Origin of the sequence: Bacillus sp. FSL K6-1012, assembly GCF_037964915.1 — a bacterium.
GTDB lineage: Bacteria > Bacillota > Bacilli > Bacillales > Bacillaceae > Bacillus > Bacillus halotolerans.
The window spans coordinates 513,176-528,859 of sequence record NZ_CP150175.1 but is presented as its reverse complement, the minus strand read 5'-3'; the positions used below and the strand labels follow the sequence as shown (position 1 = coordinate 528,859).

Sequence of the window (15,684 nt, the reverse complement as noted above, 5' to 3'; positions counted from 1 at the left end):
TTGTCGTCCGAAGCGAATCAGACGCACCAATATATGACGAAATTATTACTGCCATGTTACAAATTATATTAACTATAAAAGAAAAAAACGAAGATTACTAGCTTTTTTTTCCCTTTTTGAACTTTCAAAAAACAGGACCTAAGTCCAATAAAAAACCTGTGCGAATCGCACAGGTTTCTTTTTATTGATCCAAACCGAGTTTCTTCAGCTGTTCCGCCAGCGCATTGTTAATCGGTTCGTCTTTATTTTGTTTTTTCATATAAGAAGAGACGTCCCGCTTTGTAGCGCGCCCTTTGTCTTTGTTTTTCCGTTTTTCAAATACAGAAAGCTTCTCACGGTGCCCGCAAACACACGCGAAGGTCTGGCCTTCTCCTTGGCCGCGAAGCTCCATTCTTTTATGGCAGTTCGGGCAGCGCGCGTTTGTTTTTCTGGCGATCGTTTTTCTGCTTCCGCATTCCCGGTCTTGGCACACGAGCATGGTGCCGCGCTTGCCGTTGACCTTCAGCATCATTTTGCCACACTCCGGACATGCCGTTCCCGTGATGTTATCATGTCTGAAGGTTTGGCTGCTGTTTTTGATTTCTGTTACCGTTTGCTTAGCATAAGCCTTCATGTCTTTAATAAAGACAGCGGATTTTAATTTTCCGGCCGCAATGGCGGACAGCTTTTGTTCCCACTCTGCCGTTAAGGCAGGTGATTTCAAATCCTCAGGAACGAGCTGCAGGAGCTGTTTTCCTTTTGAGGTGATAAAAATGTCTTTGTCTTTTTTCTCAATTAAAAAGCTGTTGAACAGTTTTTCGATAATATCGGCACGCGTTGCAACCGTGCCGAGACCGCCTGTTTCGCCAAGCGTTTTGACAAGGCCTTTTTCTTCTCCCTGCATAAAGGCGCTTGGGTTCTCCATAGCTGACAGCAGCGTCCCTTCATTAAAACGGGCCGGCGGTTTGGTTTGGCCGCTTGTTTCAGTTAATGTGCGAACAGTGAGCGAGGCGCCTTTTTGCAGAGCCGGCAGCGTCTGATCTCTGTCGTCCTCCTGCTCGTCATCCTCGTCAGCCATATCATAAACAGCTTTCCAGCCTTGTAACTGTACGGTTTTTCCCTTCGCCGTAAAGGTTTCTCCGCCGATTTCTGCCATGACCTTTGTTTCTTCATATTCGAAAGCCGGCATCAGCACAGCCAAGAAACGTTTGGCAATCAGGTCATACAGCTTGCGTTCTTTATCGCTGAGACTGCTGAGAACAAGCGGCTCTTCAGTCGGGATAATCGCATGGTGGTCTGACACCTTAGCATCATTGACGTAGCCTTTGTGCGATTTGATGCCGCGCTTTTTAATTTGAGTGACATATTGGGCATACGGTTTCACTTCCATGCCCTCCAGCCGGTCTTTTAAGGTTGGGACAATGTCACTGGATAAAAACCGTGAGTCTGTCCGCGGATATGTGACAAGCTTGTGCTGCTCATACAGCTTCTGCAGAACTGAGAGCGTTTCTTTGGCGGAAAATCCGAAGCGTTTGTGGGCGTCCCGCTGGAGTTCCGTCAAGTCGTAAAGCGCAGGAGCAAAGCTTTTTTTCGCTGTTTTTTTCAGTTCAGCGACCACCGCCTGTTTTCCATCAAGTTCTTTTAGCAAACGGCTTGTCACGCCTTGATCGAATGTTCTCGTCTGCTTCGATTTTTTGTCCTGCCACGTCAGCGTCATTCCATCGACTGCTGCGCGAATGCCGTAATACGGAACAGGCTTAAAGGCTTGGATGTCCGCTTCGCGCTTGGCAATCATGGCTAGCGTCGGCGTCTGCACACGTCCGCATGAAAGCTGGGCATTGAATTTTGTGGTGAGCGCACGGGTCGCGTTAATGCCGACAATCCAATCCGCTTCTGCTCTGGCAACGGCTGAGTGGTACAGATTTTCATACTCTTTGCCGCTGCGCAGCTTTTGAAAACCTTCCTTGATCGCTTTGTCCGTTACAGATGAAATCCACAGCCGTTTGATCGGTTTGCGGACGTTCGCTTTTTCAATGATCCAGCGTGCGACGAGCTCACCTTCCCGGCCGGCATCAGTGGCGATGACGATCTGATTGACATCTTTGCGGGTAAGCTGCGCTTTCACCGCATTGAACTGCTTTCCGGTTTTTTTGATAACAACAAGCTTTAGCGGTTCGGGGATAATCGGCAGATCCTCAAGCCGCCATGATTGAAATTCTTTTCCGTAGCCTTCCGGATCAGCAAGTGTCACCAAATGGCCTAAAGCCCATGTGACAATATATTGATCTCCTTCGAGATAACCGTTCCCTTTTTTATGGCACTTCAGCACTCGGGCCAAATCGCGGCCGACTGAAGGTTTTTCAGCTAATACAACTGTTTTTGACATGCTTGATCACTTCTCTTTCTTTCACGCTCATCCTTTTATTATAACAGACTTGAACAAGCACTCTCTAACCGCGCCCGTTTTTCGTGTCAATTTCTGAGAAAATGACGTGAGTGACGGTTTGGGCGTAAGGCGTTGTTTTGTTGATGAAAGCTTCTACTGCTTCAAGGCTCTCCGCGTTGATTTTCAGTATATAGCAGGCCGCTCCCGCAATCCGGTAGCAAAATTCAATATTCGGCAGCGTTTGAATGTAGCTTTTGAATCGATCGTAATCCCCGTTTTTGACGGTTGCCTCGACAATACAGGAAACCGGAAGGCCAAGTTTTTTCTGATCAACCTCCAGCGTATATTGCTTAATGATGCCAAACGATTCCAGCTGTCTCACCCGTTCGGTGACCGATGGCGGGGACAGCTTAATTTTCCTTCCTAACTCCCTCATGGACAAACGGCTGTCTTTTTTCAGTTCCGCAATGATATTCAAATCAATTTGGTCAAGTTTCATATCAAAATCCTTCTTTTATTTTTGTTCACATTATCTCGGGAATTTGTGTAAATGACAAGACTGAGGCCCAAGATAGATTTTTTAAATATGAATGTTTTCCGAACATTTTCTCAAACTTGTCATATGTGCCCGCCGGATTGTTTATAGTATAGATGAAAACGTGTCCACAAGGAGGGCGATTTATGCTGCAAACGCCGATCGGAAGACTTCGCACGATGGGTTTTATTGAAGGAATGTCACTCTTAATCCTGCTTTTCGTCGCCATGCCGCTCAAATATTGGGCAGGCCTTTCGCTTGCGGTAACAATTGTCGGTTCTGTTCACGGCGGATTGTTTATTTTGTATTTGCTTGTGTTGGCCTATGTGACGTTCTCTGTGAAATGGTCGCTGAAATGGTCAGCCGCCGGTTTCGTCGCCGCATTCGTCCCATTCGGAAACTTTCTGTACGACCGCGGATTAAGAAACTTTAAATAAACGATAAAGCGGCATGTTGTGCGCCGCACTGTTAAGAAAAACAGCTTGGATCTGCTTCAGGCTGTTTTCTTTTTTAACCCAATCATCATGTAATAATGATACAGCAGTGAAAGGAGATGGAATGATGACGAAGAGGATTCCCTACGACCAAATAGCACCTGATGGGTTACATATCATGATGAATATGGAGGCATACACGAAAACATCAGGCATTAACCGGACAACAAGAGAGCTAATGAAAATAAGAGCATCACAATTGAACGGCTGCGCCTACTGCATTAACATTCATACGAAAGATGCCCGAAAAATGGGAGAAACCGAACAGCGCATTTACGGATTAAACGCTTGGGAAGAGTGCAGTTTTTATACACCTGAAGAAAAAGCAGCATTATTGCTGACGGAGCATGTCACTTTTATTTCTAACAAGCGTATGCCTGATGATGTTTATCAGGAGGTGCGTAAATTTTATAATGAAAAAGAATATGTTGATCTCATCCTCATCATTAATCAGATTAACAGCTGGAACCGAATCGCCATCTCTATGGGCAACATCGCCGAATAAATAAAAAGCTGACCTTTTACCAGGTCAGCTTTTCGCTATCAAAACCATTTTGTCAGCCACGCGATATAATATGCGCCAGGGATAAACATAAGCTGGGCAAGAAGCGTGCCCGCCACCCTTGACGTCACCATTGTCACAGAGGTCCATTTCAAATAAACGTAGCTTCGTTTTCCTTTTGCCACATCATCGGCAAGAACTGACACTTTCGGGTCAACAAAAATGGCCAGCAGCATCGTCGCAATCCCGTTGATTAAGCCTGATGCCATAACCGCCGTCGTGCTTCGCTCGGGTGCTAGCAGCCCTGCGTACAATGCGGAGAGCACGCCAATTGTATAAATGGACGTAATCAGCATGTTGATGACAAACAGCCGTTTTGGAATCAAGCGCATGTGAAATCCCTTCAAATACGAAGCAGACGGCAGACGCAAATAGGAGCAGGCATTTTTAAATCCATTCTTAGAAAATCCTTTCCGAAAAACTTGTAAAACGGAGCCGCCCCCGCCCGCCAAGTGGATGATCGCACGTGAAAACAGGGCGACAAACGACGGGAGCAGGATAATGCCCACAATAGTCCCAACCGTCGAGCCAAAGATCAGGAACCGGAATTGCTCGCCTACGAGCGCCAGCGCGTTTTTTCCGGCATCGTCAATTAAGCGCCCCGTGAAGGGCTGCTGCACCATGTTCGACATTCTTGACACGATTACCATGACATTAAATAAGGAAAGCGCGGATGCGATAAACCCTACCCGGGCCCCTGAAAGCCTTGTGGCATAGGCAAGGGTCTCTATTGAGTGAATCAATAACAAAAAACAGAAAATAAAAACGACTTGTGTTGTAATGACATGCACAGTATTCTTTCCTCCAGTTTCATCCTAGTGATAAGACTGAAGGAAACAACGAGAAGTTTCATGTGTGATTTGTTTTTTTCACAATAAAAAACCGCCGGCTTACGCCGAGCGGTTTGTCTTATTCTTTTCTATACGCAAATAAAGATTATATTATCCGCCGATTCGGGCGGGTTCGATTCATGTAGCATTGTTCCGAAGAATCATTCTGGAAAGTAAACACCATGGAAATTTCTTGAACACAAGACAACGAAAGCCCTACCTCTCAATCGTCACTGCGGCTCCGAAGCCGCGCCGGTGTGAATTGTAAAACAAAAAAGTCTTTTTTCCATCTCATCGTTAGGGGCGATTTGTTATGAAGGAAAAGAATAAGGGCAGCTGGTTTGCTGCTTGTGAAGCGGTAAAAGCTTCTCTCTCAAAACAGAAAAAAGAAGTTTACTTTCTTTTTTATTTGCTTATTTTTCTTGCTTAGCTATTCATGATAACATATCGCCCCTGCAAATACAAACTTTTATTATAATTCGAGTGAGACTGGTGTTTTCTCTCCCGCATTCATTAGCCTGATATCTTCCGGTTCGATTTCAAGAATCACCAGATTCGGGTCATCCTTGCCGTCGAACCAGCGCTCCAATTTAGAACTCCAGATTTTGTCTTTCAATTCTGATGAATTGTTTATTTTTGCTTTTCCTGTGACTTCGACATACGCATCGCCAAAGCCTTCACAATCATAACCTAATAAAATGTGCACATTAGGGTTATTCTCAATTTCTTCAGCTTTATGAGTTTCTTTGCTTGTCGGTGTATAAATCGTCAGCCCGTCATGGAAGAAAGTCATGTAGCGGGAATGAGGTTTGCCCTTTTGAACCGTTGCGAGCGAACCTACTTTATGGTGATCTAGAACATCAAGCACTTTTTGTTTAATATCTTGCTGATTCATCTCGAATCACTCCTTTTTAACGTCTCCGCTGTTACTTTTCCACATCCGGGAACGATTTAAACAAGAAAATGCGCTCTTTATTTTTCTGCTTCCCATTCACGCTTTAACAAACTGTAATAGACGAGGTCGTGGAACTTGCCTTTAATGAATATGCCTTCCCTTGCTGTTCTTTCCTCTTGAAAGCCGAGACGCTCCGGGATCGCTCTGCTTTTGTGATTTCCGACAGCCGCGCAGATGGCAACCCGATTCAATTTCAGATCCTGAAAAGCATATGTGATGAGTGCCCGGCAGGCGGCAGTAATAATGCCTTTTCCTTCGTATTCCCCGTCAATCCAATAGCCAATCTCCGCTTTTTTATTCACTTGGTCAAGGTTATGCAGGCCAATCATACCGCACAAGCTGCCGTCATACAGAATCCCCGCTTCGATTCCGTTCATGTCAGCATACTGACGCCGCCAATCGGGAATGAGGGTTTCCCTGTACGTTTCGGCATCACTTGGATTTTCAGCCCAGAATAGCCATTCACTGATTCGCTGTTGGTTCTCATGAATAATCGCTGCCAGCCGATCCGCATCCTTTGGCTCTAATAACCGGATGGTAATGTGCTCGTTTACACTGCAGGTGAACATCTCCCTCGCCCTCTTTCCTTTTTTACCCATTATAACGGTGTTTCCGTTTTTTTCAATATAAAAAAGGATGGGCTTTTTAAGCCTCATCCTTAAATTCTAGGGTCGGTAAAGATATCGTGTTTGTCTGTGCTAGTCGAAGACATTTCCGTTACGACTGCGCCTTCCTCCCCGGCCTGGAACCAATGCTTCGTGTTCGGCGGAATTGTATATTGCCCGCCGGGTTCAAGCTCGATCTCATGCCAGACTGTATAGTATTCTCTATCCTCTTGAGGAGGAAGAACCTTTGGAAGCTGCGTTTTTTCTCCTTCAACATAAAGATACACTTTTCCGTAGCGGCAGCGGAAGGTCTCCTGCTTGCCTTCCTGCCCGTCAACCGGCGGATGGCGATGCTCCGGGCAAGTCTGTCCCGGAAACAGCACCAGTTCCTTTGAACAATAACGGTCTGTATTCACATAGACAAAGAGCTGGAGCCCGGATTTTCGTTCTTTTCCCAAGCCGTAGTCCATGAGCTGAATTTGTTCTACTTCATCATCCGTTAAGACAATACCGGCTTTTTGATAGTAGCTGTTTACTTCTTCTTTCGTGATGCTCATTTCCTCACTCCCTCTTACGTCGTCACAAAGTCTCCGCCATTTACATGCAGCGTTTGTCCTGTCATATAGGATGATTCATCTGATGCCAGCAGCACATAGCAGCCGACATGCTCAACAGGCTGACCCGGACGGCCCATCGGCGTATTTTGCCCAAATTGAGCGACTGTATCTTCTGAGAATGTAGACGGAATTAACGGTGTCCAGATTGGTCCCGGCGCTACCGCATTTACACGGATGCCGTCTTTGACAAGTGCCTGCGCCATTGTTCTTGTAAAGGCATTGATCGCGCCTTTCGTTGCCGTATAATCAATCAGCGTCGGATTACCGCGATAAGGGTTAATGGAAGTCGTATTGATGATCGCGCTGCCTGGTTTCATATAATCAATTGCTTTTTTAGTCAAATAAAATTGTGAATAAAAGTTTGTTTTGAATGTGCGGTGAAGCTGTTCGCTTGAAATATCTTTGATGCTTTCCTTCGGATGCTGCTCACCGGCATTGTTCACAAGGATATCCAGACGGCCGAGTTCATTGACTGTTTTTTCAACCGCTTCATTACAGAACTCCTCTTCGCCCACATCTCCGGAGATTAAGAGACATTTCACGCCCTCTTGTTCCACGCGTTTTTTGGTATCTTCAGCATCTCCGTGCTCATCCTTATATACAATGGCGATGTCAGCGCCTTCCTTTGCGTAAGCGACAGATACCGCACGTCCGATTCCGCTGTCACCGCCTGTAATGAGTGCGACTTTTCCTTTTAGTTTATCCGCACCTTTATAATGCTCGTACTCATATACCGGACTTGGGTTCATTTCGCTTTCGATTCCCGGCTGGCGATTTTGGGTTTGTGCCGGCAGTTCTTTTGGATAGTTTGCCATGATGATTCTCCTCCTTTGTTTTTCATGTCTATTTGTTGTGTACCTCGTGCATTCTCTGGGTAAACATGGATGAGCACCTTCGGAATGCTTTATCAGAAAAATGTTTCACATGAAACGCAAGGAGGAAAATGATGTGAAAAGGAGGTTGCTGAATGATTAACATGCTTTCTAAAAAATTCAGCAGACCGAAGGGGATGTTCGGCATACTTGCCGGATACATCATGGCTGCTGAAAATAAAACACTGAATCAGTGGACAATAGATCAGCTTGGATTAACACGCGGAGACCGCATTCTAGAAGTCGGTTTTGGACCAGGATACTGCATGAAGCAGATGCTGAAACGCGAAAAGAGTGTGCATATCCATGGGATTGATGTATCAGAGGCTATGCTGAAGCTGGCTGCACACAGATTAAAAACAGACCGTGTTCGCCTGATACAGGGCAGCATTGAAACGTTCCCCCTCCCCGCCGCGTATTACGATAAAGTCATTTCCGTTAACAACTACACGATTTGGAAAGACCAGCAAGAAGGCATCAAACAGATTTTTCAAGCATTAAAACCTGGCGGCAAAGCAGCCATTACGATGCAGCCCCGGGAAGCAGATGCCGGTCCCGAGAAAACTGAATCGTTCGGTAAACAGATGCTCGCTGACCTGAAAGCGGCAGGCTTCAAAGACATTGATATCCAATATAAAGACATTAAACCTGAGCTTTCAGTCTGTGCAACCGCAAAAAAGCCCGTCACATAAATGACGGGCTTTTCTTTTATGAATGTACGGCTTGCTTGCGCAAGACATCTTTTTTCACTTTGCCGAGATTATTTTTCGGAAGTTCCTTTACGAATTCGATTTCAGGAATTTTGTAAGCGGACAAGCGTTCTTTACAGAATGCAATGACATCCGCTTCTGTTATTTCCTGAGTGCCGTTAGTGACGATAAAGGCTTTTGGTTTTTCTCCGTACAGCGGGTCTGGTATCCCGACCACTGCTGTTTCAAGGATGCCCGGGATCTGCTGGATGACTTCTTCAACCTGATCAGGATAGACATTGTCGCCTCCGTAAATAATGACATCCTTGTAGCGTCCGGTGATGAAGATAAAGCCGTCCTCATCCACGTAGCCTGAATCTCCGGTTCTGAACCAGCCGTTTTGCAGCACTTTTGCTGTCGCTTCAGGGTTTTCCTCATAGCCTTTAAATAAGAATGGGCTGTGCACCACGATTTCTCCGATTTCACCTTGCGGCAGCTCTTCTCTCGTCTCAGGATCTTCTACCTTGACTTGAACATCAGCAACGGGTTTACCGGCAGAGGCCGCTTTATCCATTCCCATTTCAGGAACCCATGTGCTGATTCCCCAAGCTTCTGTGCTTCCGTAACCGTGAGCGAGCTGGATGCCGATATCAAGATACCGCTGAATCAGGCTGCTAGGCACTTTTGTTCCGCCTGTCATCAAAATGATGAGCGAGGACAGATCGGTTTGATGTTCTTCCCACGCCTCAAGCAAATATGTGTAAAACACAGGAAGGGCCATAATGGTTTGAATTTTTTCTTCTTCAATGACCTTCAGCATACAAACGGGATCTTGATCCTTTGTAAAAATAAACGTGGTTCCCGCAAACGTTCCAAGCATGATACAAATAAGCGCGCTTGTATGATAAATCGGGTGGCACGCAAGAAAACGCAGATTTTTCATTCGTGCGCTTGAGCTATTTGACTTTGATACGTAATTGTATATACCGCCATGGGTGATCATGCATCTTTTCGGATTTCCTGTTGTCCCTGACGTAAACATCAGAAGCGCTGTATCATCCGGAGAAACTGTTTCTGCTTCCGGCAAATGATCAGGTCCTGCAAAAAGCGCTTCAAACACTGGAGACGTCTCATACGCTGTTCCTGTTTCCATGATCAAACGCACAGAAGACAGCTCAGGCAGCACTTCATCCATTATCTCTTTAAATTCCGTTCCGTAAAACAATGCTTTCGGTTCACTTGCTTTTAAAATGCCTGTCATCTCGTATGGTTTCAGCTGCCAGCTGACGGGCACTACAACGGCCCCGATTTCAAGTGCGGCAAACATAATGGTTGATGCGGGGTGGCCATTTTTGCAAAGCAATGCCACACGGTCGCCTTTTTGAATTCCTTTTTGAAGCAGAGCATTCGCCAGCTGATTGATCCGTTTGTGATATGCTGCATATGTCAGTGTGTGGGCTCCGCTTTTTACAGCTTCTATTTCTTCGCTATTCGGCATGTCATGCAGAATCAGATGCTGTAATGTTTCCATATTGTCATCTCCTATATTCTCTTGAATCTTCAATAATTTGTTAGATTATCTTCCTTACCTCACCCATTTTAACCCAAAAAAGATAACTTGTAAAACTATTTCATTTTGGAATTATTCCATTACAGAATGATAAAATAGTCCCGCATTTTTTTATTTTGTGCTGCATCCATACAAAAACACACGCCTTTTTTTGGCGTGTGAAATAGATGATTACGGGATGTTTTTTTCTTTCATCCATGTGAAAAAGATGCGGTTTAAACGCTGATACAGTTCTCGTTCCCCTTCCTCCTGAAAGCCCGCCATGCTTTCTCCGCTTTCAATAATGGCAGAGCTGATCGCACTCAAAATCTCTGAGCCTTCAGCTGATAATGTGGCCGGCGCCATCATGACGAGAATTCTTGTCATATCGAGGGTATTTCCGTCCATGCCATTAACTTCAAAAGATGTGCTGAGGTCATACATTTTGAAAAAAGGCAGGACGATATGATCATTTTTGAGATGATAAAGCGCCATGTTTGTACCCGGTATGCCCAATCCCCCTTGTTTTTCGCGTTCTGCAAGGCAATCCGCCGCTTTTTTCGGATCTCGGATGAGGCCATCCTTTTTCAGCTGTTGAAAAAGCTCAAACAGCAGCATGCCGTGATCCGGCTTTGTTTTCATTTCAGTGAGTGAAAAATGGCGCAAGACGTCTTGAATCACCGCCATGTATCGTCCCACGCTTTCCGCCGCTGCCAGCATGTCAGGGATGTCGGCTTGCCGCGTCTCTTCCTTCGGGCTTCTTTTTTTCTCAAGAATGAGCGGGATTTTCCGCTTGATATACTGCTTTACCTGGTTTGCGTCTTCCTCATTTAAAAGCGGGCTGACCATAATATAGTCGATGTTTTGATAAGGGATCGGCACAGTGGACACAATCATATCATAGGCATGAGTGTCGCGGTCCTTCAGCTCGATCAGTGATGACATATCAAACGATTCAATTTCAGGCAGCTCTTTCTTCAATCTCGAAGCAAGCATTTTCGAAGAACCGATTCCGCTTGAGCAGACAACAAGCGCTTTCACTTTTGCTTCTTCTTTTTTGATTTCAAGTGCTGAACCGAAGTGAAGAACGATAAAGGCGATTTCATCATCAGAAAAGGACATGTCCGGGAAGAATTTTTCCACGCCCTCTTCTATCGCCATATACAGCAGAAAATAATCACGCTTGATCTGTTCCTTCATTGGATTATAGATGTCGATGTTTTCTTTCATGCGGCTGATGGCCGGCTCCAAATGGGCAATCAAACCTTCATATAAAGAGTAGTTTTTCGTCAGATCCATTCTGATTTTTTCTGAAATAAAAGCGATCAGCCGTTTTGTTTGCAAGGCTGTTTCAAGCTCTATTTCCTGCGCTCTGTATTCTGTTTTGTATTTGCGGTTGGCGCTTCGCAGATGGATCGTAATATAGCCGACCTCCGCTTCCGGGATCGTTACGCCGAAAGCACGTTCAAGCTCGCCCGCGATTTCCAGAGCGGAGCTGTATTCTTTTGCACTCTTGAGTTCATCAAGCTCGCTCTCTTCCATGCTGATCGTCTCGCCAAGTTTAATGCGTTCGATCGCAAACGTCAGATGAACGACAAGCGCTATATAGGAGCTGTCAGATAGAGAAAATGCGATTTTTTCTTTCAGCTGGAATAAAATCCGCTCCATTTTTAACAGCTCGCCTTTGCTGACAACCCCGAACATCTTCTCGGAGGAATCGGCTATTCCTTTAATGTTTAATTCAACCGCTTCCAAAAACATTTGGATATCGAGGCGGTTCACAATCAGATTGCCGACAATTTTTCGTTTCGCGTTCTCTGGCCCCATGAGCTGGATGCCAAAGCCTCTTTTTCGGATCAGTGTTAACCCGAACGGAGAAATCCATTTCTCCAGCTCATCTAAATCGTAGCTGACCGTAGCATTGGTGACCTGCAGATCATGAGCGAGCGTGTACAGCTTCACCGGTTCTTGGGACTCCAATAGCGAACAGAGAATCAGCAGTTTTCGTTCGTCGGCGCTGTATTCATGCTGTTCATGTGACAGCTCGGTGAGCAGCTTTTGTTTATCTTCGGGATTTCCTACCGCCTTCAAGCCTTTGCCGGGCTGTTTATCGAGCTTAAGCCCCATAGTCTCCATCAGCGGCTTGATTGATTTCAGCTCCCTGTGAATGGTTCTGGTGCTCACTTCCATCAGCTCAGCCAGCTCCGTTACGGTTACATATCGGTTCAGTAGTAATAAATGCTTTAAAAGCTTTTGTTCTCTTGCAGTCATATACATAAAAAGGCCTCCAGGCATTAATGATGTGCGGATGAAGTCGCATGGAGATATAGGAAGAGGAAAAAAAGAGGGTTTCTATATTAATATAAAACGCTTTCAAACAGAATTCAATCACTTATAAATGGGAATTTGGCACTAAGCGGTGTGACAATATTGAAAAAGCATCAGCCGTTATGCTGATGCTTTTTCTTTATGGTATATCGTGGCCTTGTACGGCTGTATAAATACGGAACCACTGATCCTGATCAAGCTTATACGCCAAGGCGTTTACCGCGGCGGAAATACGCTCGCGTTTTCCGCTTCCGACAATCGGCATGATGCCGGCCGGATGCGTGAACAGCCATGCGTACATCACCTCGTCCAATGAGGCAGCACCGATTTCAGCCTGAACAGTTTCAAGCGCCGTGCGAATGCGCCGATCTTTTTCCGTGTTTCCGGCGAATACTTTACCGCCTGCAAGCGGCGACCAGGCCATCGGAGAAATCCGTTTTTCCTGACACAGGTTCAATGTGCCGTCCTGAATATTTTCTAATTCATATGCGGAAAGCTCAATCTGATTGGTGACAAGCTTTTCAGGCAGATACGATTCAAGCATCCGATATTGATGGCCTTTAAAGTTCGACACACCGAAATATCTGACCTTCCCGGAGCTTTTCAGCGCATGAAACGCCTCAGCTACTCCTTCCGGGTCCATGAGCGGGTCCGGTCTGTGAATCAGCAGCACATCGATATAATCCGTTCTGAGATTCAAAAGCGACTGTTCAACAGACGCGAGAATGTGTGTTTTGCTTGTATTATAATGGTGCGATCTGTGAGCAGGGCGTTCAGGTGATTCAAGAACGATGCCGCATTTTGTGACCAGCTCTATGTTTTCCCTTAATCCGGGTGAAAGAGCAAGAGCATTTCCAAACCCTTTTTCGCACGTGTAGCCCCCGTAAATATCCGCATGATCAAAGGTAGTGATGCCTTGATCGACACACCACTCAATGAGACTGAGCAGCTCAGCGTCTGAATAGTTCCATTCATTCAGACGCCAAAGCCCGTGTATCACTCTTGAAAATTGAAGATCCTCCGCCAAATGAATACGCTGCATGCAAAATCCCTCTTTTCTTTATAAACCGGGTTTTTGCCCCTTACTAGATCATTCGGCCTCAGACGCCCTTTTTCCTTTCACTCCCGTTAAAAAGGTTTTATTTCGATTGAAATTGCTTTTTTGCTTTTTCGACTACGTAGTGGCTGCCGCCGTGATCTTGAACATTTTGAATCATCATCGCCACAAGCAGGTCTTTGTTTTTATAGTCATAGCCGACGAACCAGCCATTTTCGGTGCCGTCTTTATCATCCTTTGATTTTTTCAGCTCGGCTGTTCCCGTTTTTCCAGCCACAGTGATTCCTTTTACGACAGGCTGATACGCTGACCCGCGCTCATCTTCGACTACGCCTTTCAACCCTTTTGTAATATCGGCGGCTCCTTCTTTTGTGAGCACTTGTTTGTGCCAGACATCAGCGGTTTGTGAGTCTTTCTTGATAAGCGTCGGTTTCACGAGGTCTCCATTATCGACAAATGGCGTGTAAGCTGCCGCTAGGTGAAGCGGAGACATCTGCATTTGTCCCTGTCCGTAGCCTGTATCCGCAAGCAAAATGTCTGAGTCAAGCTTGTCGTTTGCGATTGACGATTGCTGGACTGGGAATTCAAATGGAATATCCTCTGCAAACCCAAATGTTTTCATGCCTTTTGTAAAGGTGTCCGCTCCCATATCAAGCGCGTTTTGCGCAAAGTAAATATTGTCTGACGTGATCAGGGCATGTTCCAAATCCACTTGCTCTAAGCTGTCAGACACTCGTGTAACAGAATAGCCGCCCCAGCTTGAATCTTTCTGCCACTGTTTCCCTTTGATAGTTTTCTTCTCTGCGGCTTTAAGCGTGCCGTTTTTCAGGCCGATAGCAGCAGCGATCGGTTTAATCGTGGATCCTGGTGCATATGTTTTGTTGAATTTCGCCGAAAACGGATTGTTTTTGTCTTCGTTTAGTTTTTTCCATTCTTTATCGCTCCATCCGAAGATAAATCCGTTTGGATCGTAAGAAGGCGCGCTGACAAGAGCCAGTGTTTCACCTGTCTGCGGCTGCAGTGCGACTGCCGCCCCGCTGTCATCCTTCAGCTCGTCATAAAGCTTTGTTTGCGTTTTGATATCAATTGTGAGATGTAAATCCTCACCGTCTTTCGCTTTCGTTTCAGCGATGACTTCGCCGGTTTGCGGAACGTAGATTTTCCATCCTGTTGTGCCTCTGAGCTTATCTTCATACACATTTTCAAGACCTGCGATTCCGATGTTTGACGTATCGCTGTATGTTCCGTCTTTCTTTTTCTTCAGTTCTTCCGCCGTAATCGCGCGAACGTAGCCTGTCAGATGAGCTGTTTTTTCGCCATACGGATAATAGCGCGAGCTGACATTTGTTCTTGTGACGCCTTTTAATGACGTCACTTCAGACACTAACTTTTCTTCGTCCGGTTTTACTTTTTTGACCGGCACGAATGAATCATCTTTGACCCAGCTTTGTTTCAGCTTCTGGTTGATGTCATCTTCAGTTACATCCAGTTTTTTCGCGAGCTCTTTTATGACTTTCTCTTTTTTATCGCCAAGTTCTCCGGGAATAATTCCGATTTCCGGAACATCTGTGTTGACGGCTAAGCCTTTCCCGTTTTTATCGTAGATTTGGCCGCGTTTCGGTTCAATGCTGGCGATTTGAACGGTTTTGTCATCAGCCAGCTGCTTGAAAATAAACGATGGGTCCCAATCTATATTCCATGACTCCTCATCATCTGTTTTTTCTTTTTTCAGCACAGCGGTATTTTTAAAGCTGACGTTGCCCGCATTTGTGTCCATGCTGACTTTGTATGGGATGTGCTTCATCGTTTTATTGTCTTTATCATCCTCGTCCACTTTTCCCGCAGTGACTTTCAGATTTTTTACGCCTGCCTGCTCATAGATGGTTTTATATCTGCTGACGAAATCCTTTTTGGAGATTTCTTTTTTTACATCTTTGGTCAGGCTTTGATACATGTCATCGAATTGCTGATCGTTCCACTGTTTTACGAATGCTTCCATTCGGTCCTCTGGTGAATCTGTTTTGGAGCATCCGATTAATCCGATCAGCCCGATACATAGAAATAATAGTAGAATACACTTTTTACACATGACTTTCCCCTGCCTTCCACTTGTTATTTTCTCTTAAATGAATTAGTACGTGCAAGATTTTTTTGAAAATGAAGGAAAAGGTTCATCGTTTTTGCAGAAATCTCCTTTCGTTTCCTGTAAACTATTTGAAAAGAGGA

General features: G+C 45.3%; 14 protein-coding genes. 3 read left to right on the top strand and 11 right to left on the bottom strand.

The features are described 5' to 3' along the window. Positions 1–181 precede the first annotated feature (181 nt). Both NSS75_RS02750 and lrpC read right to left on the bottom strand, forming a co-directional pair. A complete protein-coding gene (locus NSS75_RS02750; RefSeq protein WP_339235789.1) occupies positions 182–2,365 on the bottom strand; it encodes a DNA topoisomerase III in 2,184 nt (727 codons plus the stop codon). 64 nt (positions 2,366–2,429) lie between these two features. Then, positions 2,430–2,864, bottom strand: coding sequence for a transcriptional regulator LrpC (gene lrpC, locus NSS75_RS02745; protein WP_010333071.1), 435 nt, complete (start codon positions 2,862–2,864; stop codon positions 2,430–2,432). Between the two features lie 182 nt (positions 2,865–3,046). Between lrpC and NSS75_RS02740 the strand changes: the two genes are divergently transcribed. Together NSS75_RS02740 and NSS75_RS02735 are read left to right on the top strand one after the other, a co-directional pair. Next, entirely contained in the window at positions 3,047–3,337 is a 291-nt protein-coding gene (locus tag NSS75_RS02740; RefSeq protein ID WP_010333070.1) for a DUF3817 domain-containing protein, read from the top strand. A 124-nt stretch (positions 3,338–3,461) separates the two neighbouring features. Next, entirely contained in the window at positions 3,462–3,899 is a 438-nt protein-coding gene (locus NSS75_RS02735) for a carboxymuconolactone decarboxylase family protein (protein ID WP_024120261.1), read from the top strand. 38 nt (positions 3,900–3,937) lie between these two features. Here NSS75_RS02735 and amj read toward each other — a convergent pair whose 3' ends face one another. The 5 genes from amj to NSS75_RS02710 all read right to left on the bottom strand — a co-directional run bounded on the left by amj (position 3,938) and on the right by NSS75_RS02710 (position 7,778). Next, positions 3,938–4,747 carry a lipid II flippase Amj gene (gene amj, locus NSS75_RS02730; protein ID WP_024120260.1) on the bottom strand — a complete coding sequence of 270 codons (810 nt, stop codon included), beginning with the start codon at positions 4,745–4,747 and terminating at the stop codon, positions 3,938–3,940. Between the two features lie 511 nt (positions 4,748–5,258). Then, entirely contained in the window at positions 5,259–5,681 is a 423-nt protein-coding gene (locus NSS75_RS02725) for a pyridoxamine 5'-phosphate oxidase family protein (RefSeq protein ID WP_024120258.1), read from the bottom strand. Between the two features lie 77 nt (positions 5,682–5,758). After that, positions 5,759–6,310 (bottom strand): GNAT family protein, encoded by a 552-nt coding sequence (locus NSS75_RS02720; RefSeq protein WP_024120257.1) that lies wholly within the window; start codon positions 6,308–6,310, stop codon positions 5,759–5,761. Positions 6,311–6,399: 89 nt separating this feature from the next. Further along, complete coding sequence (gene lyxE / locus NSS75_RS02715; protein WP_024120256.1) at positions 6,400–6,903, bottom strand: D-lyxose ketol-isomerase; 504 nt, start codon at positions 6,901–6,903, stop codon at positions 6,400–6,402. A gap of 14 nt (positions 6,904–6,917) precedes the next feature. After that, positions 6,918–7,778: an SDR family oxidoreductase gene (locus NSS75_RS02710; protein WP_106022297.1), complete on the bottom strand. Its 861-nt coding sequence runs from the start codon at positions 7,776–7,778 to the stop codon at positions 6,918–6,920. A 152-nt stretch (positions 7,779–7,930) separates the two neighbouring features. Between NSS75_RS02710 and NSS75_RS02705 the strand changes: the two genes are divergently transcribed. Then, on the top strand, positions 7,931–8,527 hold the full coding sequence (locus NSS75_RS02705) for a class I SAM-dependent methyltransferase (RefSeq protein WP_024120254.1): 597 nt from the start codon (positions 7,931–7,933) through the stop codon (positions 8,525–8,527). Positions 8,528–8,543: 16 nt separating this feature from the next. Here the strand turns inward: NSS75_RS02705 and NSS75_RS02700 are convergent, their stop codons facing one another. The 4 genes from NSS75_RS02700 to NSS75_RS02685 all read right to left on the bottom strand — a co-directional run bounded on the left by NSS75_RS02700 (position 8,544) and on the right by NSS75_RS02685 (position 15,547). Then, positions 8,544–10,055, bottom strand: coding sequence for a class I adenylate-forming enzyme family protein (locus NSS75_RS02700; RefSeq protein ID WP_185848272.1), 1,512 nt, complete (start codon positions 10,053–10,055; stop codon positions 8,544–8,546). Between the two features lie 210 nt (positions 10,056–10,265). Beyond that, positions 10,266–12,350, bottom strand: coding sequence for a transcription antiterminator (locus NSS75_RS02695; protein ID WP_339235778.1), 2,085 nt, complete (start codon positions 12,348–12,350; stop codon positions 10,266–10,268). A 190-nt stretch (positions 12,351–12,540) separates the two neighbouring features. Then, positions 12,541–13,443, bottom strand: a complete 903-nt coding sequence (locus NSS75_RS02690; protein ID WP_095714100.1) for an aldo/keto reductase family oxidoreductase — start codon at positions 13,441–13,443, stop codon at positions 12,541–12,543. Between the two features lie 97 nt (positions 13,444–13,540). Continuing rightward, a complete protein-coding gene (locus tag NSS75_RS02685; RefSeq protein WP_339235775.1) occupies positions 13,541–15,547 on the bottom strand; it encodes a penicillin-binding transpeptidase domain-containing protein in 2,007 nt (668 codons plus the stop codon). Positions 15,548–15,684 lie beyond the last annotated feature (137 nt).